Consider the following 20066-nt stretch of genomic DNA (forward strand, 5'->3'; position numbering starts at 1 on the left):
GAGGCGGTAGCCTTGAGCACCATGAACGCAGTCCAGGAACCGCTGCACGAGCATCCCTTCGGGACGAACGTGGTTGCGATGGTCACCCCCTTCCGTCCGGACGGAAGCCTCGATCTGGACAAGGCCGCCGCCCTCGCCGACCATCTGGTCGCCAAGGGATGTGACGGGCTGGTCGTGTCCGGCACCACCGGTGAGTCGCCGACCACCACCGTGCCGGAGAAGCTCGAGTTGCTGCGGGTGGTCCTCGACGCGGTGGGCGATCGGGCCCGGATCACCCAGGGCGCAGGCAGTTACGACACCGCCGAGAGCGTCCGGTTCGCGATCGAGTCCGAGAAGATCGGTGCTCACGCGCTCCTCGTGGTGACCCCGTACTACTCGAAGCCGCCGCAGGCCGGGCTCCTCGCGCACTTCCGGACCGTCGCCGACGCCACCGCGCTGCCGGTGCTGCTCTACGACATCCCGCCGCGATCGGTGGTCCCGATCATGAACGAGACTATGCTCGCCCTGGCCGAACACCCGAACATCCGCGGGGTGAAGGACGCCAAGGGCGACCTGCACTCGGCGGCCGGCCTGATCGCCAGCACCAGCCTGGAGTACCTGTCCGGCGAGGACGCACTCAACCTGCCGTGGCTGTCGATCGGCGCGACCGGTTATGTCAGCGTCATCGGCCACCTCGTTCCGGATCGCCTGCGCGACATGCAGATCGCTGTCGAGAAGGGCGATCTGCCGACCGCCCGCGCGATCAACACCTCGATGCTGCCGCTGGTGAACGCCATGGGGCGCCTCGGCGGGGTCACGATGGTGAAGGCGGCACTGCGCATCCTCGGGCTGGAGGTCGGCGACCCGCGCCTGCCGCAGGTGCCCGCGAACCCGGCGCAGATCGAGGAACTGATCGTGGATCTGCGCGCGGCGGGTGTGCTGGTCTGATGACGGACAACGACACCACCGGCCCCCACACCGGCAACGACACCACCGGCAACGACACCACCGGCACCGTCCGCCCCCGGACCCGACGCCGGGCCGCCGCCCGCAAGGCCGGCCCGCCGAGTCCGCCCCCCGCCGAGCCGACCCCGCCCGCCGAGCCGACCCCGTCCGCCGAGCCCACCCCGTCCGCCGAGCCCACCCCGTCCGCCGAGCCTGTCGAGGTGACCTCGAAGGCACGGGAACCCCGGCGCGCGCGAGCCGAGCGGACCGGATCATCGGAACCGAAGTCCGACGCGAACTCGCCGAAGCACGCGGCCAAGCGTCCGGCGAGCCCCGCGTCGAACACCCGTCGCCCCCGCCACGAGCGCGGCGACGCCCGCGGCGGCCGCCGGCCCGAACCGGCGACCCCGGCCCCCGTGGACCGACTGGGCACACCCCGCCGACTGCCCAAGGGCGGTCTGCGCGTGGTGGCGCTCGGCGGCATCGGCGAGATCGGCCGCAACATGACCGTCTTCGAATACAACGGCCGTCTGCTGATCGTCGACTGCGGTGTGCTCTTCCCCGAGGACGCCCAACCGGGCGTCGACCTGATCCTGCCGGACTTCCGCTACATCGAGGACCGCATGGACGACGTCGACGCGGTGATCCTGACCCACGGCCACGAGGACCACATCGGCGCTCTGCCGTTCCTGCTCCGGCTACGCAGCGACATCCCGGTGATCGGCGCGAAGTTCACGCTCGCCCTGGTCGAGGCCAAGTGTCGCGAGCATCGCCTGCGACCCAAGCTCGTCGAGGTCGTCGAAGGTCAGAAGACCTCGCACGGCCCGTTCGAGTGCGAGTACTTCGCCGTCAACCACTCGATCCCGGACGCCCTGGCCGTCGCGATCCGGACCCCCGCCGGCGTCGTGCTGCACACCGGCGACATCAAGCTCGACCAACTGCCCCTCGACGGTCGCCTCACCGACCTCGCCGGGTTCAGCCGCCTCGGCGACGAGGGCGTCGACCTGTTCCTGGTGGACTCGACCAATGCCGAGGTGCCCGGTTTCGTGACCCCGGAACGTCAGATCGGCGGGGTGCTCGACCAGGTCATCGGCAAGGCCACACAGCGGGTCATCGTGGCGTCGTTCGCGAGCCACGTCCATCGCATCCAGCAGATCATCGACGTGGCGCACACCCACAATCGGCGGGTCACCTTCGTCGGCCGTTCGATGGTGCGCAACATGCAGATCGCGCAGGATCTCGGCTACCTCTCGGTACCCGACGGCGTCGTCGTCGATCTCGACACCGCGGCAACCCTCCCGGACCACCGCGTCGTGCTGATCTCCACCGGCTCGCAGGGCGAGCCGCTGTCCGCGCTCTCCCGGATGGCGCGTGGAGAGCACCGGCAGATCAACATCCGGGCCGACGACCTCGTCGTGCTGGCGTCCTCGCTCATCCCCGGCAACGAGAACTCGGTGTTCGCCGTCGTCAACGGGCTGGCCAAGCGCGGCGCGACCGTCATCACCCAGCAGAGCGCGAAGGTCCATGTCTCGGGCCACGCCTCGGCCGGTGAGCTGCTCTACCTCTACAACGCGGTGCGTCCCTCGAATGCGATGCCCGTGCACGGCGAATGGCGGCACCTGCGCGCCAACGCCGCGCTCGCGGTCGCGACCGGTGTGCCCGAGGACCGGGTCGTCCTCGCCGAGGACGGCGTGGTGGTCGACCTCGTCGACGGACGCGCCGACATCGTCGGACGGGTTCCGGTCGGGCACGTCTACGTCGACGGCCTCTCGGTCGGTGACGTGGGGGAGTCGACGCTCTCCGAACGGCTCGTGCTGGGGGAGGGCGGATTCATCGCCATCACCGTCGCCGTGGACGTGACGACGGGCCGTGCGGTGAGCACACCCGAGGTCTCCGGACGCGGCTTCTCCGACGACCCGGACGCGCTCAAGGAGGCGGCGAACATCGTCAACCAGACGCTGGATTCGCTGGCGGCCGAGGGTGTCTCCGACACACACCGGATCGCCCAGGGGATTCGCCGTGCGGTCGGGCGCTGGGTGTCGACCGCTTATCGTCGCCGTCCGATGATCGTGCCGACGGTCATCGCGGTCGGGGACTGACCGGCGCGGAGGAACGAGACCACCTCTTTGCCGCTACCGTGGTCGTGTGACCGGAGCGCAGAAGGAAAGAGCAGCCCTCGTCGAGACCCTTCGAAAGGTGGGCCCCGACGCGCCCACCTTGTGTGAGGGCTGGACCACCCGCGATCTGTTGGCGCATCTCGTGGTCCGCGAACGACGCCCCGACACCGGGCCGGGCATCCTCATCCCGGCTTTCGCCGGCCACACCGAGAAGGTGCGGGCCCAGGCGACGTCGAAGGACTGGGATGCCCAACTCGCGTTGCTCGCCTCCGGACCGCCGGTCTACTCGCCGTTCAAGCTGATCGACCGATTCGCCAACCTCGCCGAGATGTTCGTCCACCACGAAGACGTCCTGCGTGGCGGCGCCGACCCCGACGGGCCGTGGACGCCCCGGTCGCTGGCCCCCGAACTCGAGGCGGAGTTGCGAACGCCGGCCAAGTCGATGGGCCGGATGACGCTCAAGAAGGTCCCGGCCCGCGTGACCCTGCGCACCCCGGACGGCGAGGATCTGGTGACGGCGGGATCGGGTGACGACGTCATCGTGACCGGTCGCGTCGGTGAGCTGGTGCTGTTCGCGTTCGGCCGTACACCGGTCGACGTCACATTCGCCGGCGACGCCGCCGCGATCACGGGCGTCCGCGAGAGTTCGCGCGGCCTCTGAGCGATCACAACTTCGACACGCATTCGTTGTCTGTGTTGCCCGTGTGACTGATGTGACCGCTGCCCACTAGTCTGTCGGTATGGCTTCGAAGGCAAGCACGGGTACACGCGCGTCCTCCGCGCGCGGCGCTGCTGGTTCCACGCGCGGTGGATCCGCACGCGGTGGTTCGGGGCGGGCGAGTTCGGCTCGAGGGAGTTCGACCGCCGCTCGCCGCTCGACGGGTGACGGTTCGAAGAGCGGCGGTTCGAAGAGCGGTGGTTCGCGTCGTCAGACGGGCGCCGGTGCCTCGACGAGGTCGAAGGCCGGGGCATCGCGGAAGAGTTCCCGGTCCGCTGCACCAGCGGAGTCGGTGGACCTGCATCGTCGTTCCGTCGCCGCGGCCGGGGCGTCCGCGGTGGGCAAGGGCATCGGCGCCGGATGGTCGTTGTTCGCGCGGGGCGTCGGCAGCGCCGCCCGGGCGGGCTCGGGCGTCGGCCGCGGACCGCGCACCGAAGCCGTCGGAGAGTTCGACGACATCGACGACACCGACCCGGACTTCGAGGAGTTCGACGACGGGTCCGACGGCAACGGTCGACCCCGGCCCGGCGGTCACAGCCATCGGCGGGACGGGACAGCACTCGGTCTCCTCGCCTTCGGTCTGCTCGTCGGCGCCAGTGTCTGGTTCGGTGCGGCGGGTCCGGTGGGCGCCTTCATCGAGGCCCTCATCCGCGCGGTCATCGGGTCGGCGGCGGTGCTCGTGCCGGTCGGTCTGCTCGCGCTGGCAGTGGTCCTGATGCGACGGCCGGCCGCCCCGGAGCGACGCGGCCGCTACCTGTCGGGTGGGTTCCTGGTGATCCTTCCGCTGCTCGGTCTGATGCACCTCGTCGCCGGTGCGCCGGTCGACCTCCCCGGACGGTCCGGCGCGGCCGGGTTCGTCGGCTTCGCGGTGGGCACGCCGTTGACCGCGGGTGTCACCGCGTGGGTCTCGGTGCCGATCCTGTTGTTGTGCATGGCATTCGGCGTACTCATCCTCAGCGGCCGAACCGTCCGCGAGGTCGTCGACGCCGCCGCCGGTTACCTCGGTCTGGGTGTCGGACGAGGCGACGACGCGCCCTGGGACGACGACGAGTGGGATGCCGACGCCGAGAACTACGACGATCCGGATTTCGACGAACCCGATACCGAGACCGACAGCGCCGAATCGGATCCCTGGGACTCCGGCGCGCTCGAGTCGCGGTCCCGGCGTCGGCCGTACTCGTCGAACCCGTACGACAACTACCCGCCGGATTCGGCGCCGACGCGGACCTCGGGACGGACGTCGCGGCGCAAGCCCGCCGACGTCGCCGACGTCGCCCCGCTCGAGGAGGCCGTCACCGAGAACTTCGCGGATGCCGACCAGCAGGTCACCGAGGTGATCGCGTCGAGCCCCCGTACCCGTGCCACCCCCGCTCGGCGGGCCGCCGCGCGATCCGCGCCGCGCCCCGCACCCGAACCCGAGCCCCGGCACGAACCCGATCTCGACGACGAGATGACGGACGAGGGGATGTCGGACGACGAGGCGTTCATCCCGTCCGATCCCACCGCCGACGGGGACTATCGCCTGCCGCCCGCCGACCTTCTCATCGAGGGCGATCCGCCGAAGATGGGCAGCAGCGCCAACGACGACATGATCGACCGGATGACCGGCGTGCTGGAGCAGTTCAAGATCGACGCCGCGGTCACCGGATACACCCGCGGGCCGACCGTCACACGATACGAGATCGAGCTCGGCCCGGGCGTGAAGGTCGAGAAGATCACCGCGCTGCAACGCAACATCGCCTACGCCGCGGCAACGGACAACGTGCGCCTGCTCGCGCCGATCCCCGGCAAGTCCGCGGTCGGTATCGAGGTCCCCAACTCCGACCGTGAGATGGTTCGCCTGGCCGACGTGCTGAATTCGCCGTCGACCCGGAAGGACAAGCATCCGTTGGTGATCGGGCTCGGCAAGGACATCGAGGGAGATTTCGTCAGCGCCAACCTGGCGAAGATGCCGCACCTGCTGGTCGCCGGGTCGACCGGCTCGGGCAAGTCGAGCTTCGTCAACTCGATGCTCGTGTCGCTGCTCAGCCGTGCGACGCCGGAGCAGGTGCGGATGATCCTGATCGACCCGAAGATGGTCGAGCTCACCCCGTACGAGGGAATCCCGCACCTCATCACGCCGATCATCACGCAACCGAAGAAGGCCGCTGCCGCACTCGCCTGGCTCGTCGAGGAGATGGAGCAGCGCTATCAGGACATGAAGGCCTCGCGGGTGCGCCACATCGACGACTTCAACTCGAAGGTCCGGTCGGGAGACATCACCGCCCCGCTGGGCAGCGAACGCGTCTACAAGCCGTATCCGTACATCTTGGCCATCGTCGACGAGCTCGCCGACCTGATGATGACCGCGCCCCGCGACGTCGAGGACGCGATCGTGCGGATCACCCAGAAGGCGCGCGCCGCCGGCATCCATCTGGTGCTCGCGACGCAGCGTCCGTCGGTCGATGTCGTCACCGGTCTGATCAAGACCAACGTGCCGTCGCGGCTGGCGTTCGCGACGTCGTCGCTGACCGACTCACGCGTCATCCTGGATCAGCCGGGTGCCGAGAAGCTGATCGGCATGGGCGACGGCCTGTTCCTCCCGATGGGCGCCAACAAGCCGATCCGCATGCAGGGTGCCTACATCACCGACGAGGAGATCGCCGCGGTCGTCGATTTCTCCAAGGAGCAGGCCGAGCCGGAGTACACCGAGGGTGTCACCGCGGCGAAGGCGGGCGACAAAAAGGACATCGACAGCGACATCGGCAACGACCTCGACGATCTCCTGCAGGCGATCGAACTGGTCGTGTCGAGCCAGTTCGGGTCGACGTCGATGCTGCAGCGCAAGCTGCGGGTCGGGTTCGCCAAGGCCGGCCGTCTCATGGACCTGATGGAGACGCGGGGAGTGGTCGGCCCCAGCGAGGGATCGAAGGCGCGTGAGGTGCTCGTGAAGCCCGACGATCTGGCGGGGGTGATCGCCTCGATCACCGGCGGCGGCGACGAAACGGACAGTTCCGGCACCTGACTCGGGTCGCTGACCTGCGGTTTCTGCAGGTTTCCTGCAGTTTGTATAAGGTAGCCGGAGATCCATGAGGGGAGTATCCCCAAAGCGGCGTCTCCGTCAATACGGTCACGATTCGCAACGATGCCGATCATCGTCGCGGCCCTGACCCGGAGCGTCGGCCCCCGTTCGGTGGGAGAGACCTCTGGCTCGTCAGCTCATGCTGCCTGCTGGAGGTTACAAGTGGATGTTTCGCTGTCCGTATGGCTGATCACCTGTGCGGTGATCCTCGCCCTGTTCGCGTTCGACTTCTTCACCCACGTGCGCGTGCCCCACGCGCCGTCGCTCAAGGAGTCGGGCATCTGGTCGGCGATCTACATCGCTTTCGCCGTCATCTTCGGTCTGTTCGTCTGGTGGAACTGGGGTTCGACCTTCGGCGGTGAGTACTTCGCCGGTTACGTCACCGAGAAGGCGCTGTCGGTGGACAACCTGTTCGTCTTCGTCATCATCATGGCGAAGTTCGCGGTGCCCAAGGAGTACCAGCAGAAGGTCCTGCTGCTCGGCATCTTGATGGCCCTCATCATGCGCGGCATCTTCATCGCCGTCGGTGCGGCCGCGATCAACGCCTACAGCTGGGTCTTCTACCTGTTCGGCGCGTTCCTGATCTTCACCGCCGTCAAGCTGCTCCGCGAGAGTGACGACCCGGTCGAGCACGAGGAGGAGCGCGAGACGCGCCTCGAGCGCTTCGTCAAGCGCTACCTGCGCACGCATGACTCGTACGACCGCGACAAGCTGTTCACCCGCGTCAACGGCAAGCGCCTCGCGACCCCGATGCTGATGGTTCTCATCGTCATCGGCTTCACCGACGTGCTGTTCGCGCTCGACTCGATCCCGGCCATCTACGGCCTCACGTCCGAGCCCTACCTGGTCTTCACCGCCAACGCGTTCGCCCTGATGGGTCTGCGTCAGCTGTTCTTCCTCATCGGCGGACTGCTCGACCGCCTGGTGTACCTGTCCATCGGCCTGTCGATCATCTTGGCCTTCATCGGCGTCAAGCTGGTCCTCCACGCCCTGCACGAGAACACCCTGTCCTTCATCAACGGTGGCGAGCACGTGGCGGTCCCCGAGATCTCCACCGGGCTGTCGCTGTCGGTGATCCTCGGTGTCCTGGTGATCACCACGGTGGCCAGCCTGATCAAGAGTCGCGGGATGGCGAAGTCGCCGGAGGTCGAATCCGCCGGCGACACGACCGACTCGCCGGCACCGAAGTCCAAGGACTCCTGACCCGTCCACGTCCACCCGTCGCCGACGGGTGGACGTGGCATCAGCCCGGGAACGGCCCGAACACCTGCGTCCACTCGTCGATGCGGATGGCATCGACGGCTTGATGCGCCTGGAACGGGTCGTTGGCCAGGAATGCCTCGGCCGCCTCGAGGTCGGCTGCGCGGATGACGATGAGCGCGCCCGACCCGTCGGGATAGGGGCCGGCGATCAGCACGTTGCCCGCCGAGTGTTCTTCCGCGAGCCACTCCCGGTGCAAAGGCCGGTGCTGATCCCGCAGGGCGGCCTTGGCGGGGCGATAGGTGTACTGCACGGCGAAGAACGGCATGGTCACCCCTGCTCGATGGTTGCCAGCATCCGGGTGTTGCCCAGGGTGTTGGGTTTGACATAACTGAGGTCGAGAAACTCTGCGACGCCGGTGTCATAGGACCGGCACATCTCCTCGAACACCTCGCGCGTGACCGGGGTGCCCTGGATCTCGGCGAAACCGTGCCGCGCGAAGAAGGCCGTCTCGAACGTGAGCACGAAGACGCGCGAGAGCTGCAGTTCGCGGGCGACCGCCATGAGCCGGTCGACGAGGAGGTGGCCGATGCCGCGCCCGGCGTGGGCGTTGTCGACGGCGACCGTGCGGACCTCGCCGAGATCGGCCCAGAGCACATGCAGCGCACCACAACCGACGACCAGGCCGTCGACGTCGGCGACCCAGAACTCCTGGACGGACTCGTAGAGCGTGACGAGGTTCTTCTCGAGGAGGATTTTCCCGGCGTACTGGTCGATCAGTTCTTTGATCCGCGGGACGTCGGAGGTGCGCGCACGACGGATGACGACGTGATCGGCGGGGGACATGGGAATTCAGCTTAGTCTCTGCGATGGGGCGACCTGTGCACGTCGTTCCTCGGGACTGCCGATACCCTGATGGGCGTGTACTTGAGGACTGCCCTGAACTGCGGCACGACGCCGCGGTCAGGAGCGAGCTCATGACCGACCGGATCCGGCGGGCCGTCGAAGAGAACGGCATCGCCAATGTGGGCCGCGGGCCCGACCACATCACCGACCCGGTGGACCCGGTGCCGGTGGTCAACATCGCCAACGCACTCACGGTGTTCCGGATCGTCCTGGTGCCGGTGTTCCTGGTGGCGCTGTTCATGGAGTCGGGCGAGTCGACGCTGTGGCGCACGATCGCCACGATCGTCTTCGGGGTCGCGGCGCTGACCGACCGGTACGACGGGATGATCGCGCGGCAGCGCGGCCTGATCACCGACTTCGGGAAGCTGGCCGACCCCATCGCGGACAAGGCCCTGATCGGCGGTGCCCTCGTCGGGCTGTCGATCCTCGGCATCCTGCCGTGGTGGGTCACCGTGGTGATCGTCGCCCGCGAGGTGTGGGTGACGGCGCTGCGTTTCTGGGTGTTGCGGCACAAGGTCATACCGGCCAGCCGCGGCGGCAAGCTCAAGACGCTGCTGCAGGCGCTCGCCATCGGTCTGTACCTCCTCCCGCTCGGCGGACCGTGGCAGCTCGCCGCCGACATCCTGATGGGACTGGCGGTGGTGGTGACGATCTACACGGGTCTGGACTACACCTGGCAGGCGGTCAAGGTCCGGTCCGATCGCGATGAGACCGCACCCCGGCCGGTGGCACCGCGCGGACGTGCTGTGGGAGGAACCGGCGGCGGTCACTGACTTCGACTATCGTCGATCAGACGGTGCTGCCCCGACCGTGGGTGCCGACGCCGCCGGTGCCGCGGGGAACCCGTCGGGACCGCGAAGCGTTGGGGAGGGCAGCAGGCGCGCCGCCGGTTCGGTGGGCGCCGAGCAGTTCCGTTGGGCCGAGACGTTCAGTAGGGAGGAGACTCGATGGCGATGCTCTTACGCGAGGCGCTCGGCGACAGCCTGCGTCGGGTCCGGACGCAGCAGGGCCGGACCCTGCGCGAGGTGTCCACCGGTGCGCGGGTGAGTCTGGGCTACCTCTCGGAAGTCGAACGCGGTCAGAAGGAGGCGTCGAGCGAACTGCTCGCCGCGATCTGCGACGCGCTCGACGTCGAGATCGCCGACCTGCTCCTCGAAGTCGGCAGCGCAATGCGTCCGGCCGGTGCCGAACCCGTCGTGGTCGGCGCCGAGCCGATGGGCGAGGGCGTCGAGGCCACCGAGGCCGGACTGACCGCGACCAAGGTCGTGATCCCGGCTCCCGCCGGTCGCCGGGAGGCCACGGCTCTCGCGGCTGCCTGACCCGCACCGTCTGAACGACACCGACTCAACACCGGACTCGCAGACGCTAGATTGGTCACCAGAGTTCTCAGACCCCTGAATGGAGTACGACGAGCATGGCGAACCCGTTCGTGAAGTTGTGGCGCTACCTCACAGCACTCGGCAACGCGAAGATCGACGAGCACGCTGACCCGAAGGTCCAGATCCAGCAGGCGATCGAGGACGCCCAGCGTCAGCACCAGGCGCTCTCGCAGCAGGCGGCCTCGGTGATCGGCAACCAGCGGCAGCTCGAGATGAAGCTGAACCGGCAACTCGAGGACGTCGAGCGGCTGCAGGCGAACACCCGCCAGGCGCTGACGCTGGCCGATCAGGCCGCCGCGGCCGGCGACACCCAGAAGGCGACCGAGTACACCAACGCCGCCGAGGCGTTCGCGGCCCAGCTGGTGACCGCCGAGCAGAGCGTGGAGGACCTCAAGTCCTTGCACGACCAGTCGCTCCAGGCGGCCGATCAGGCCAAGAAGGCCGTCGAGCGCAACGCGATGATCCTGCAGCAGAAGCTGTCCGAGCGTTCGAAGCTGCTCAGTCAACTCGAGCAGGCGAAGATGCAGGAGCAGGTCTCGGCGTCGCTCAACCAGATGAGCGAGCTGTCGGTGCCCGGGAACACGCCGAGCCTCGACCAGGTCCGCGACAAGATCGAACGACGCTACGCGAACGCGCTCGGTTCGGCGGAGCTGGCCAAGAACTCCGTGCAGGGCCGCATGCAGGAGGTCGAGCAGGCCGGCGTGCAGATGGCCGGACATTCTCGTCTCGAACAGATCCGCGCGAGCATGCGCGGTGACGCGCTGCCCGCCGCCGGGACGACCGCACCGGGTCTGCAGAAGCCGGCGACCCAGTCCGCGCCGCCGACCACCGAGCCGCCCCAGCAGAACTGACAGATCGCGCACGCGTGCACGACGAACCCGTGCGCGTCGCGATCGTCGCGGGCTCCGACGCCGGGCATGCCTTCCCGGCTTTCGCGCTGGCCGAGCGGTTCCGCTCCGCCGGTGACACACCGGTCGTGTTCACCTCCCTCGCATGGTCGGAGGCCGCGCGCCGCCGGGGGATCGACATCGCTGATCTCCCGGGGCTGCGCGCCGAGGACTCCGACGACGACTCCGACGCCGGAGCCAAACTGAGTGCCCGCGCCGCGCGCATGGCCCAGCAGCTCGTCGGGCCGCTGCGTGCGGCCGGGTCGCAACTCGTCATCTCCGACGTCATCACCGTGGGCGGGGGCTGGGCCGCTCAACTGTGTGGACTGCCCTGGATCGAGCTGTCGCCGCATCCGCTGTACCGGCCGTCCCGGGGACTACCGCCGATCGGGTCCGGGCTCGAACCGGGTCGCGGCGTCGGGGGTCGGCTGCGCGACACGCTGATGCGCGCCGCCACCGCGTCGTCGATCCGCCAGGGCGTGCGGCAGCGGGACGCTGCCCGGCGGACGATCGGGCTGGGTGACGTCGACGCGGAACCGGCGGCGCGACTCATCGCCACCCTTCCCGGCCTCGAGGTCCCGCGCCCCGACTGGCCGACCGACGCGCATCTCGTCGGACCCCTGGTGTGGGAGCCCACCGACGATCACTTCACCGTGCCTCCCGGCGATCACCCCCTCGTCGTCGTCGCCCCGTCGACCGCGCAGACCGGCGCCGCCGACATGCTCGGCGAGGCTCTCGAAGCGCTGTCGCCCGACACACTGGGCCGGACCGTGCGGGTGGTGGTCTCGGGGCTCCGAGACCCCGACGGGGCTGATCTCGCCCGCTTCCGCGGGGAACTGATCACGGCGGGGCCGGGCCGGCAGGACGAGGTGCTCGCGCACGCCGACCTGCTGATCTGTGGCTCCGGGCACGGGATCCTCGCGAAGGCGATGCTCGCGACGGTGCCGGTCGTCGCGGTACCCGGTGGGGGTGACCAGTGGGAGCTCGCCGCCCGGATCCGACGAGCCGGCGCGGGGCAGGCGGTGCGTCCGGTCACCGCGGACGCGGTTGCCGACGCCGTGCGGGCCGTCCTGGACGATCCGGCACATGCACGCGCGGCGGGTGCGATCGGGGAGTCGGTGACCGACGTCGTCGACCCGGTGGCGGTCGCGCATCGCGTTCTGGCGGCGTCACCTAGGCTGGACCCGTGCGTCTGACCGAGTTCACCGAGTTGATGACCACCGAATTCGGTGTGCCGTCGGCGGATTCGATCCTGTCCGATCACATCCTGATCGAGGTCGGCGGACGCACGGGTGCCCAGGCGATCGACGACGGGGTCGACCCGCGCGACGTCTGGATCGCGATCTGTCGCGACTTCGACGTACCGCGCCATCGCTGGTGACACGCCACCGCGTGTCACACTTGCCATCGAACAGGTGTTCGTCCATCCTGGTGCCCAGAGGTGAAATCAGACGGAACCACACGGGCCGAGTCTGCGTCTGAAGAGTTGTCGGACCCACCGGCTACTTTCATCACATGAACGCCCGGACCGCACAGACCGCCCGCCGGAAATCCGGCTCACAACCGAGGAGAACTCCCATGGCACCTGCGCCCCAAGACCGCGAGAAGGCTCTCGACCTCGCCCTCGCGCAGATCGACAAGAACTTCGGCAAGGGTTCGGTGATGCGGCTCGGCGAGGAGACCCGTCAGCCGATCGAGATCATCCCCACCGGGTCCATCGCGCTCGACGTCGCCCTCGGTATCGGCGGACTGCCCCGCGGCCGCGTCGTGGAGATCTACGGTCCGGAGTCCTCGGGTAAGACGACCGTCGCCCTGCACGCCGTCGCCAACGCCCAGGCGCAGGGCGGCATCGCCGCGTTCATCGACGCCGAGCACGCACTCGATCCCGACTACGCCGCCAAACTCGGCGTCGACACCGACGCGCTGCTGGTGTCCCAGCCCGACACCGGTGAGCAGGCGCTCGAGATCGCGGACATGCTGATCCGATCGGGCGCGCTCGACATCCTGGTCATCGACTCGGTGGCCGCGCTGGTCCCCAAGGCCGAGATCGAGGGCGAGATGGGCGACAGCCACGTCGGTCTGCAGGCCCGCCTGATGAGCCAGGCCCTGCGGAAGATGACCTCCGCGCTGAACCAGTCGAAGACCACCGCGATCTTCATCAACCAGCTACGCGAGAAGATCGGCGTCATGTTCGGTTCGCCCGAGACCACCACGGGCGGAAAGGCGCTGAAGTTCTACTCGTCGGTGCGCCTCGACGTCCGCCGGATCGAGACCCTCAAGGACGGGACCGACGCGGTCGGTAACCGCACACGCGTCAAGGTCGTCAAGAACAAGGTCGCACCGCCGTTCAAGCAGGCCGAGTTCGACATCCTCTACGGCCAGGGCATCAGCAAGGAGGGCTCGCTGATCGACATGGGTGTCGCGGAGGGCTTCATCCGCAAGTCCGGTTCGTGGTTCACCTACGAGGGCGATCAACTCGGCCAGGGCAAGGAGAACGCGCGCAAGTTCCTGCTCGAGAACGTCGACATCCGCGACGAGATCGAGAAGAAGATCAAAGAGAAGCTGGGCATCGGCGCAACCGTCGACGCCGACGACATCGCCCCCGCCCCAGTCGAATTCTGACATCGAAGGCGAGTTCAGGTAGACCGTGAGCGAGGCAACGGACCCCGGGCAGACGCGCACACGGCGGGGCAACGACCCCGACCGTAAGGGACCCAGCGCATGGGACTCGGCGCTCCGACTGCTCGGGGTCCGTGCGCGTTCACGCCAGGAGATGCGAGAGCGATTGACGCGCAAGGGTTTCGAACCCGAGGCGGTCGACGACGTGATGGCGCGCCTGGAGCAACACAACCTCCTCGACGACGAGGAGTTCGCCTCCGAGTGGGTACGATCCCGCCACCTCAACTCCGGTAAGGGGCGCGTCGCGTTACGACACGAGCTCCGCACCAAGGGGATCGACGAGTCGATCATCGCCGAGGCCCTCGCCGACATCGACCCCGACGACGAACGTGAGATCGCGTCGGGTCTGGTCGTGCGCAAACTCACGCCCTCGGTCGTCGACCGGATAGCCGAGGATCGCGCCGAACGCGACAAGGCGATGCGACGTCTCGTCGGAATGCTGGTGCGGCGCGGCTATTCCCAATCCCTGGCGTTCGACGTCGTGGGGGAGGCGCTCAGCGAGCTGCGTAGCGGCTGAGCGCCCCCACACGACGATCGTGCGGGTGTCACCTGCCGGTCGGCAGGTTCTCCGACGCAGCGAGTTCGGTCTCTTCCGGATCCGCGGGCGGTGCGGACGACCGGCGCCCCTGCCGGAGCCGGCGTTCGAGGCTGGTGGCGAAGGTCGAGAGCCCGAAGTTGATCAGGATCATGATGATGGCCACGACGATCAGTGCCGGGATGTAGTTGCCGTAGCGCGACGCCGAGAGCAGGCCGCTGCGGACCACCTCGGAGTAACCGATGATGTAGCCCAGCGCACTGTCCTTCAGCGCCACGACCATCTGCGAGATCAGTGCGGGCATCATCGCCGTGATCGCCTGTGGCAGGAGGATGATGCGCATCATCTGGCTCTTGCGCAGACCCAGGGCCATCGACGCCTCGGTTTGTCCCTTGGGCAGTGAGTTGATACCGGATCGCAGGATCTCGGCCATGACCGACCCGTTGTACAGGGTGAGTCCGGTGACCACCGCCGCGAACGCCAGGAAGGACGACGGGAAGACCCCGTAGATCGCGAACAGGAACCAGGTGAACACCATCAGGATCAGCACCGGGATGGCGCGGAACACCTCGACGAACAGGCCCGCGATGGTGCGTACCCACAGGTGATCGGAGAGTCGGCCGATACCGAGGACCGCACCGAGCAACAACGACAGCACGATCGAGACCGCCGCGGCCGCGAGGGTCCGCCACAGGCCCGGCAGGATGTAGCCGGTCCAAGTGCTCCACGTGACGAACGGCGACCACTTCTCGGCGGTGAACTGTTCGTTGGCGGCGAGGACGGCGATCACGTAGATCGCGATCGCGGCCAGGACCGCGATGAACGCGATCGCCAGCAAGCGGTTCCGGGTGCGGGCGCGTGGTCCCGGGGCGTCGTAGAGGACGGTCGAGTCAGCGCTCATCGTTTCACCGCCAGTCGCTTGGCGAGGTAGCCGAAGACGGCACCCTCGCTGAGTGTGATGATCATGAATCCCGCCGCGATGACGCCGAAGATGACGAACAGCTGGTCGGAGTAGGTCTCGATCTCGGTCTTCATCAGAGCCGCCGCCTCGGCGACGCCGATCACCGAGGCGACCGTCGTGTTCTTGGTGAGCGCGATCAGGACGCTGCCCAGCGGACCGATCACCGACCGGATCGCCTGTGGCAGCACGATGACCCCGAAGACCTGCGTGAACGAGAGGCCGAGGGAGCGAGCGGCTTCGGCCTGCCCGAGCGGGACCGTGTTGAAGCCGGAGCGCAGCGTCTCACAGACGAACGTCGAGGTGTACAGCACGAAGGCGAGGACGGCGAGCCAGAAGTTGTTCGACTCGATCGTCGGCGCGAAGGTCAGGCCCAGGTTCTGGTACAGGCCGATCGCACAGAACAGCACCACGAGTGTCAGCGGCGTGTTGCGGACGATGTTCACGTAGACCTCGGCGAAGCCGCGCATCACCGGCACGGGGGAGACCCGCATGGCCGCGAGGATCGTGCCCCACACCAGCGAGCCGATCGCCGAGTAGAAGGTCAGCTGGATGGTCACCCAGAAGGCGGGCCACAGCTCTGGACCCATGCTCTCCCACAGAGAGACGTCATTCATCGGTAGCTCCGTCGCTCACTGCAGCCCGGGCGGGCACGGTGTGGAGGGCGAGTCGAGGAAGTCGAGGTCGCCGGGATCGGGCAGGTAGGGGAACTTCGAGTCCGGACGGTCGGCGCGGGCGATGATCTCGTCCACGTAGGGATTGCCGAGTGCCTCGCGCAGCGCGGCGTTCCAGGCCGACTCGCCGTCGACGGAAGGCGCGAGCATCGCGTCGAGTGCCGTGTTGACGGCGTTCTGCGACGCCGTGTCGTCCAGAGCCAGCCCCACGCCGTAGCGCTCGGTGGAGAACGGACTGCCCGCGGTCTTCAGGGCATCCTTCACGCAGGCGTCCTTGAGGTAGGTCATCTCGACGAGCTTGAACTCGCCCTCCCAGAAGTTGGAGTAGCCGGCGAGGATCGCCTCGTCGGTGGTCACCGCGTCGACCTTGTCGCGACGCAGCGCCTCGACGCAGGCCGAGTAGGAGTCGTACTCCTGCAACTGGACCGCGGGCAGCTGTGCCTTGACGTTCTGCGCCGGTGTCGAGCCGGTCACCGAGCAGAGCTTCTTGCCCTTGTCGAGGTCGGCGAGTTCGTCGATCGTGTTGTCGTCGGCGCGCACCATCAGACCCTGGTACGTGACGAGATAGGGACCGCCGAAGGACACCTTCTTCGAGCGCGCCGCGTTGATCGAGTACGTGGCCGCGATCAGGTCGACCTCACCGTTGTCGATCATCGCCTCGCGGCGCGCCGAGGGGGTCTCGCGCCAGGTGACCTCGGGATGGGGGACACCGAGGTCGTCGGCGATGTGGTTGACGACATAGCGCGACACCGAGGCGTCGAATCCCTCGACGTTGCCGTCCGGCTCGTAGAGGCCGAGACCGGGCTGGTCGAACTTGACGCCCAGCACGACCGATCCCTCGCGGATGGAGTCGAGCAGGTTGCGCGGTTCGGTGCTGCCGCAGGCGGACAACACGGTGGCGAGCAGGGCGCCGACCGCGAGGACCAGGCCCGCGGTCCGCATCGGGCGGGTGGTTCGCTGTGTCATGTCAGTGCCCCAGGATCTTGCCGAGGAAGTCCCGGGCGCGATCGGTCGACGGGTTGCTGAAGAACGTCTCCGGATCGGAGTCCTCGATGATCGCCCCGTCGGACATGAAGATGATGCGGTCGGCGGCCTTGCGCGCGAAGCCCATCTCGTGGGTGACGACCACCATCGTCATGCCCTCTTTCGCGAGGGACACCATCACGTCGAGCACCTCGTTGACCATCTCCGGGTCGAGGGCCGAGGTCGGTTCGTCGAACAACATGATCTTCGGGTTCATCGCCAGCGACCGGGCGATGGCCACGCGCTGCTGCTGGCCGCCGGAGAGTTGGGCGGGGTACTTGTCCTTCTGGCTGGCGATGCCGACGCGCTCGAGCAGTTCGAGGGCGCGCTTGCCGGCCTCGTCCTTGCTCTTCTTGCGCACCTTGATCGGCGCGAGCGTGACATTCTCGAGGATCGTCTTGTGCGAGAACAGGTTGAAGGACTGGAAGACCATTCCGACGTCGGCGCGGAGCCGGGCGAGGTCCTTGCCCTCGGCGGGCAGCACCTGACCCTCGACCAGGATCTCGCCGCCGTCGATCGGCTCGAGGCGATTGATCGTGCGGCAGAGGGTGGACTTGCCCGAGCCCGACGGTCCGAGGACCACCACGACCTGACCGGCGGGGACCTCGAGATCGATGTCCTTGAGGACGTGCAACGACCCGAAGTGTTTCTGCACCCCGCGCATCGCGATCATCGGCTGGGACCCTGGGTCCGCGGACTTACTCGGCGAAACGGTCATTGGGGCACCCTATCGGCCGACGTGGAACAGGGTGTCCTGTGGGAGTCGATTTGCGTGCGCCCCGTACCCTCGTAGGGGTGAGTATCGAGTTGTCGGATCGGCCTGAGCAGGCAGCACCCGCCGCGCGCAGTTATCAGGTCCGTACCTACGGCTGCCAGATGAACGTCCACGATTCCGAGCGCATCGCCGGTCTGCTCGAGGACGCCGGGTACGTGCGCGCGGGTGAGGACGACCCCGCCGATCTCGTCGTCTTCAACACCTGCGCGATCCGGGAGAACGCCGACAACAAGCTGTACGGCAACCTGTCGCACCTCGCCCCGGTCAAATCCGACCGGCCCGGCATGCAGATCGCCGTCGGCGGCTGCCTCGCGCAGAAGGACAAGGACACGGTGCTGTCCCGGGCCCCGTGGGTCGACGTCGCCTTCGGCACACACAACATCGGGTCGCTGCCCGCGTTGCTCGATCGAGCCCGCCACAACGACGCCGCCCAGGTGGAGATCCTCGACGCGCTCGAGCGGTTCCCGTCGACCCTGCCGGCCAAGCGCGACTCCGCCTACTCGGGCTGGGTGTCGGTGTCGGTGGGGTGCAACAACACCTGCACGTTCTGCATCGTGCCGTCGCTGCGCGGCAAGGAGGTCGACCGCCGGCCGGGCGAGGTGCTCGCCGAGGTACAGGCCCTCGTCGACCAGGGTGTCGTCGAGGTGACGCTGCTGGGCCAGAACGTGAACGCCTACGGGATGTCCTTCGCCGATCCCGATCAGCCCCGCAACCGGGGCGCCTTCGCCGAACTGCTGCGCGCCTGCGGTGACATCGAGGGGCTCGAACGCGTCCGGTTTACCTCACCGCACCCCGCCGAGTTCACCGACGACGTGATCGAGGCGATGGCCCAGACGCCGAATGTGTGTCCGCAACTGCACATGCCGCTGCAGTCGGGGTCCGATCGCATCCTGCGCGCGATGCGCCGCAGCTACCGGCAGACCAAGTTCCTGGGCATCCTCGACAAGGTCCGCGAGGCCATGCCGCATGCGGCGATCACCACCGACATCATCGTCGGCTTCCCCGGCGAGACCGAGGAGGACTTCCAGGCCACCCTGGACGTCGTCGAGCGCGCCCGCTTCTCGAGCGCGTTCACCTTCCAGTACTCGCCCCGCCCCGGCACGCCCGCCGCGACGATGGCCGATCAGGTGCCGCCCGAGGTCGTGGCCGATCGCTACCGGCGTCTCATCGCGCTGCAGGAGCGGATCTGCCTGGCCGAGAACGAGGCGCTGGTCGGGACCGAGGTGGAGTTGCTCGTGGTCGCCGACGAGGGGCGCAAGTCGGCGAAGACCCAGCGCATGACCGGCCGCGCCCGGGACGGCCGCCTGGTGCACTTCGCGCCCGGAACGGCGTCGGGGATCCGCCCGGGTGACGTCGTGCACACGCAGCTCACCGCAGCGGCACCACACCATCTGATCGCCGATTCCGGCGTTCTCGCGCACCGCCGCACCCGCGCCGGCGACGCACACGAACAGAGCCGTACCCCCACCACCGCGCCCGTCGGCGTCGGGCTCGGGCTGCCGGGGTTCGGTGCCCCCGCCGCCGTCCCGGCCGACGCCGGCTGCGGCAGTGGCTGCGGCAGCTGACCACCATCACGAAGTGAGGCGATGACCATGTCCGAGAATTCGGCGTCCGACAACGAGGCGTCCGGCAGCTCTGGGTCCGAGAAGGCCGCGTTCGAGCAGTACGAGAACGACCTGCGCAAGGCGGAACGGCGGGTGGCCGGCGAGATCGACCCGGGTGCGCGCGCGGTCGTCGTCGCCGTGGCAGTCGTCCTCGCCATGGTGTCGATGGTGTTGCCGCACACGGGATCCGTCACCGGGCTCGAGGTCCTCACCTTCACGCCCGAGGCGGCCGCCGAGCGCGTCACGATCGTGTCGAGGATCTTCGTCTACCTGGTGACGATCTTCGGCATCGTCGTCTCCATGCTCGCGCTGCTCACCCGCCGGTGGTTCCTGGCGTGGATCGCGCTGTGCGGGTGCGCCATCGCGTGCGTCGCCGGGATGCTGGCGTGGTGGTCGCGGAACACGCCGGGCGTCGGTGGCGTCGAGCCGCCGTCGGGCGTCGGCATCGGCCTCGTGCTGGGCTGGATCGCGGTCTTCGTGCTCACGTTCCACTGGTCCCGCGTCGTGTGGGCGCGGAGCTCTTACCAGCTCGCGCTCGAGGACGAGCGGCGCCGGCAGGCCGCCGAGCAGGAGGCCTACGCCGCAGCGCTGTACCGCAAGAACCCGCACGAGGACTGATCCGGCCG

At 68.3% G+C, this 20066-nt stretch carries 20 protein-coding genes; 14 read left to right on the forward strand and 6 right to left on the reverse strand.

Annotated features, from left to right (window positions below; genetic code table 11):
* Positions 1 to 21: 21 nt before the first annotated feature.
* The 5 genes from dapA to QAD21_RS10535 all read left to right on the forward strand — a co-directional run bounded on the left by dapA (position 22) and on the right by QAD21_RS10535 (position 8023).
* Positions 22 to 927, forward strand: coding sequence for a 4-hydroxy-tetrahydrodipicolinate synthase (gene dapA / locus QAD21_RS10515; protein WP_280361367.1), 906 nt, complete (start codon positions 22 to 24; stop codon positions 925 to 927).
* Positions 927 to 3023, forward strand: coding sequence for an RNase J family beta-CASP ribonuclease (locus tag QAD21_RS10520; RefSeq protein ID WP_280361369.1), 2097 nt, complete (start codon positions 927 to 929; stop codon positions 3021 to 3023). Before dapA ends, QAD21_RS10520 begins: the two co-directional genes overlap by 1 nt.
* 46 nt (positions 3024 to 3069) lie before the next feature.
* The gene (locus tag QAD21_RS10525; protein WP_068969877.1) at positions 3070 to 3702 is read left to right on the forward strand and encodes a TIGR03085 family metal-binding protein; all 633 of its coding nucleotides are present in this window, start codon (positions 3070 to 3072) and stop codon (positions 3700 to 3702) included.
* 79 nt (positions 3703 to 3781) lie between these two features.
* Positions 3782 to 6763 carry a DNA translocase FtsK gene (locus tag QAD21_RS10530; RefSeq protein WP_280361371.1) on the forward strand — a complete coding sequence of 994 codons (2982 nt, stop codon included), beginning with the start codon at positions 3782 to 3784 and terminating at the stop codon, positions 6761 to 6763.
* Between the two features lie 219 nt (positions 6764 to 6982).
* Positions 6983 to 8023, forward strand: a complete 1041-nt coding sequence (locus tag QAD21_RS10535) for a TerC family protein (protein WP_159370669.1) — start codon at positions 6983 to 6985, stop codon at positions 8021 to 8023.
* A gap of 40 nt (positions 8024 to 8063) precedes the next feature.
* Here QAD21_RS10535 and QAD21_RS10540 read toward each other — a convergent pair whose 3' ends face one another.
* Together QAD21_RS10540 and QAD21_RS10545 are read right to left on the reverse strand one after the other, a co-directional pair.
* Positions 8064 to 8348 carry a YciI family protein gene (locus QAD21_RS10540; RefSeq protein WP_068969879.1) on the reverse strand — a complete coding sequence of 95 codons (285 nt, stop codon included), beginning with the start codon at positions 8346 to 8348 and terminating at the stop codon, positions 8064 to 8066.
* Between the two features lie 2 nt (positions 8349 to 8350).
* Positions 8351 to 8866, reverse strand: a complete 516-nt coding sequence (locus tag QAD21_RS10545) for an amino-acid N-acetyltransferase (protein ID WP_159370670.1) — start codon at positions 8864 to 8866, stop codon at positions 8351 to 8353.
* A 131-nt stretch (positions 8867 to 8997) separates the two neighbouring features.
* Between QAD21_RS10545 and pgsA the strand changes: the two genes are divergently transcribed.
* The 7 genes from pgsA to QAD21_RS10580 all read left to right on the forward strand — a co-directional run bounded on the left by pgsA (position 8998) and on the right by QAD21_RS10580 (position 14388).
* Complete coding sequence (gene pgsA / locus QAD21_RS10550) at positions 8998 to 9699, forward strand: CDP-diacylglycerol--glycerol-3-phosphate 3-phosphatidyltransferase (RefSeq protein WP_065628926.1); 702 nt, start codon at positions 8998 to 9000, stop codon at positions 9697 to 9699.
* Positions 9700 to 9873: 174 nt separating this feature from the next.
* Entirely contained in the window at positions 9874 to 10245 is a 372-nt protein-coding gene (locus QAD21_RS10555) for a helix-turn-helix transcriptional regulator (RefSeq protein WP_280361374.1), read from the forward strand.
* 95 nt (positions 10246 to 10340) lie between these two features.
* Complete coding sequence (pspA, locus tag QAD21_RS10560) at positions 10341 to 11156, forward strand: phage shock protein PspA (protein ID WP_058250180.1); 816 nt, start codon at positions 10341 to 10343, stop codon at positions 11154 to 11156.
* Between the two features lie 29 nt (positions 11157 to 11185).
* Complete coding sequence (locus QAD21_RS10565; RefSeq protein WP_159371894.1) at positions 11186 to 12388, forward strand: glycosyl transferase; 1203 nt, start codon at positions 11186 to 11188, stop codon at positions 12386 to 12388.
* Entirely contained in the window at positions 12379 to 12573 is a 195-nt protein-coding gene (locus tag QAD21_RS10570) for a DUF3046 domain-containing protein (RefSeq protein ID WP_058250181.1), read from the forward strand. Before QAD21_RS10565 ends, QAD21_RS10570 begins: the two co-directional genes overlap by 10 nt.
* A 197-nt stretch (positions 12574 to 12770) precedes the next feature.
* Positions 12771 to 13814, forward strand: a complete 1044-nt coding sequence (recA, locus tag QAD21_RS10575) for a recombinase RecA (protein WP_006866461.1) — start codon at positions 12771 to 12773, stop codon at positions 13812 to 13814.
* A 25-nt stretch (positions 13815 to 13839) separates the two neighbouring features.
* Positions 13840 to 14388 (forward strand): regulatory protein RecX, encoded by a 549-nt coding sequence (locus QAD21_RS10580; protein WP_277242953.1) that lies wholly within the window; start codon positions 13840 to 13842, stop codon positions 14386 to 14388.
* A 28-nt stretch (positions 14389 to 14416) separates the two neighbouring features.
* Here QAD21_RS10580 and QAD21_RS10585 read toward each other — a convergent pair whose 3' ends face one another.
* From QAD21_RS10585 to QAD21_RS10600, 4 genes are read right to left on the reverse strand one after another with little or no spacing between them, the layout of a single operon-like run.
* On the reverse strand, positions 14417 to 15307 hold the full coding sequence (locus QAD21_RS10585; RefSeq protein WP_068969884.1) for an amino acid ABC transporter permease: 891 nt from the start codon (positions 15305 to 15307) through the stop codon (positions 14417 to 14419).
* Positions 15304 to 15981, reverse strand: coding sequence for an amino acid ABC transporter permease (locus QAD21_RS10590; protein ID WP_058250184.1), 678 nt, complete (start codon positions 15979 to 15981; stop codon positions 15304 to 15306). Before QAD21_RS10590 ends, QAD21_RS10585 begins: the two co-directional genes overlap by 4 nt.
* Positions 15982 to 15996: 15 nt before the next feature.
* Positions 15997 to 17004, reverse strand: a complete 1008-nt coding sequence (locus tag QAD21_RS10595; RefSeq protein WP_065628923.1) for a glutamate ABC transporter substrate-binding protein — start codon at positions 17002 to 17004, stop codon at positions 15997 to 15999.
* Position 17005: 1 nt separating this feature from the next.
* Positions 17006 to 17734: an amino acid ABC transporter ATP-binding protein gene (locus tag QAD21_RS10600; RefSeq protein ID WP_165630857.1), complete on the reverse strand. Its 729-nt coding sequence runs from the start codon at positions 17732 to 17734 to the stop codon at positions 17006 to 17008.
* Positions 17735 to 17868: 134 nt separating this feature from the next.
* Between QAD21_RS10600 and miaB the strand changes: the two genes are divergently transcribed.
* Complete coding sequence (miaB, locus tag QAD21_RS10605; RefSeq protein ID WP_280361671.1) at positions 17869 to 19401, forward strand: tRNA (N6-isopentenyl adenosine(37)-C2)-methylthiotransferase MiaB; 1533 nt, start codon at positions 17869 to 17871, stop codon at positions 19399 to 19401.
* A 27-nt stretch (positions 19402 to 19428) separates the two neighbouring features.
* Positions 19429 to 20058, forward strand: coding sequence for a hypothetical protein (locus tag QAD21_RS10610; protein WP_068969902.1), 630 nt, complete (start codon positions 19429 to 19431; stop codon positions 20056 to 20058).
* Positions 20059 to 20066: the final 8 nt, after the last annotated feature.

It is taken from the genome of Gordonia sp. SMJS1 (assembly GCF_029866425.1).
Classification (GTDB): Bacteria; Actinomycetota; Actinomycetes; order Mycobacteriales; family Mycobacteriaceae; genus Gordonia; species Gordonia hongkongensis.

Excerpts from the sequence above, each read along its gene's own strand:
- dapA (WP_280361367.1), top strand. The coding sequence starts at position 22 with ATGAACGCAGTCCAGGAACCGCTGCACGAGCATCCCTTCGGGACGAAC.
- QAD21_RS10520 (WP_280361369.1), top strand. The coding sequence starts at position 927 with ATGACGGACAACGACACCACCGGCCCCCACACCGGCAACGACACCACC.
- QAD21_RS10530 (WP_280361371.1), top strand. The coding sequence starts at position 3,782 with ATGGCTTCGAAGGCAAGCACGGGTACACGCGCGTCCTCCGCGCGCGGC.
- QAD21_RS10540 (WP_068969879.1), bottom strand. The coding sequence starts at position 8,348 with ATGCCGTTCTTCGCCGTGCAGTACACCTATCGCCCCGCCAAGGCCGCC.
- QAD21_RS10545 (WP_159370670.1), bottom strand. The coding sequence starts at position 8,866 with ATGTCCCCCGCCGATCACGTCGTCATCCGTCGTGCGCGCACCTCCGAC.
- pgsA (WP_065628926.1), top strand. The coding sequence starts at position 8,998 with ATGACCGACCGGATCCGGCGGGCCGTCGAAGAGAACGGCATCGCCAAT.
- QAD21_RS10555 (WP_280361374.1), top strand. The coding sequence starts at position 9,874 with ATGGCGATGCTCTTACGCGAGGCGCTCGGCGACAGCCTGCGTCGGGTC.
- pspA (WP_058250180.1), top strand. The coding sequence starts at position 10,341 with ATGGCGAACCCGTTCGTGAAGTTGTGGCGCTACCTCACAGCACTCGGC.
- recA (WP_006866461.1), top strand. The coding sequence starts at position 12,771 with ATGGCACCTGCGCCCCAAGACCGCGAGAAGGCTCTCGACCTCGCCCTC.
- QAD21_RS10585 (WP_068969884.1), bottom strand. The coding sequence starts at position 15,307 with ATGAGCGCTGACTCGACCGTCCTCTACGACGCCCCGGGACCACGCGCC.
- QAD21_RS10590 (WP_058250184.1), bottom strand. The coding sequence starts at position 15,981 with ATGAATGACGTCTCTCTGTGGGAGAGCATGGGTCCAGAGCTGTGGCCC.
- QAD21_RS10595 (WP_065628923.1), bottom strand. The coding sequence starts at position 17,004 with ATGACACAGCGAACCACCCGCCCGATGCGGACCGCGGGCCTGGTCCTC.
- QAD21_RS10600 (WP_165630857.1), bottom strand. The coding sequence starts at position 17,734 with ATGATCGCGATGCGCGGGGTGCAGAAACACTTCGGGTCGTTGCACGTC.
- QAD21_RS10610 (WP_068969902.1), top strand. The coding sequence starts at position 19,429 with ATGTCCGAGAATTCGGCGTCCGACAACGAGGCGTCCGGCAGCTCTGGG.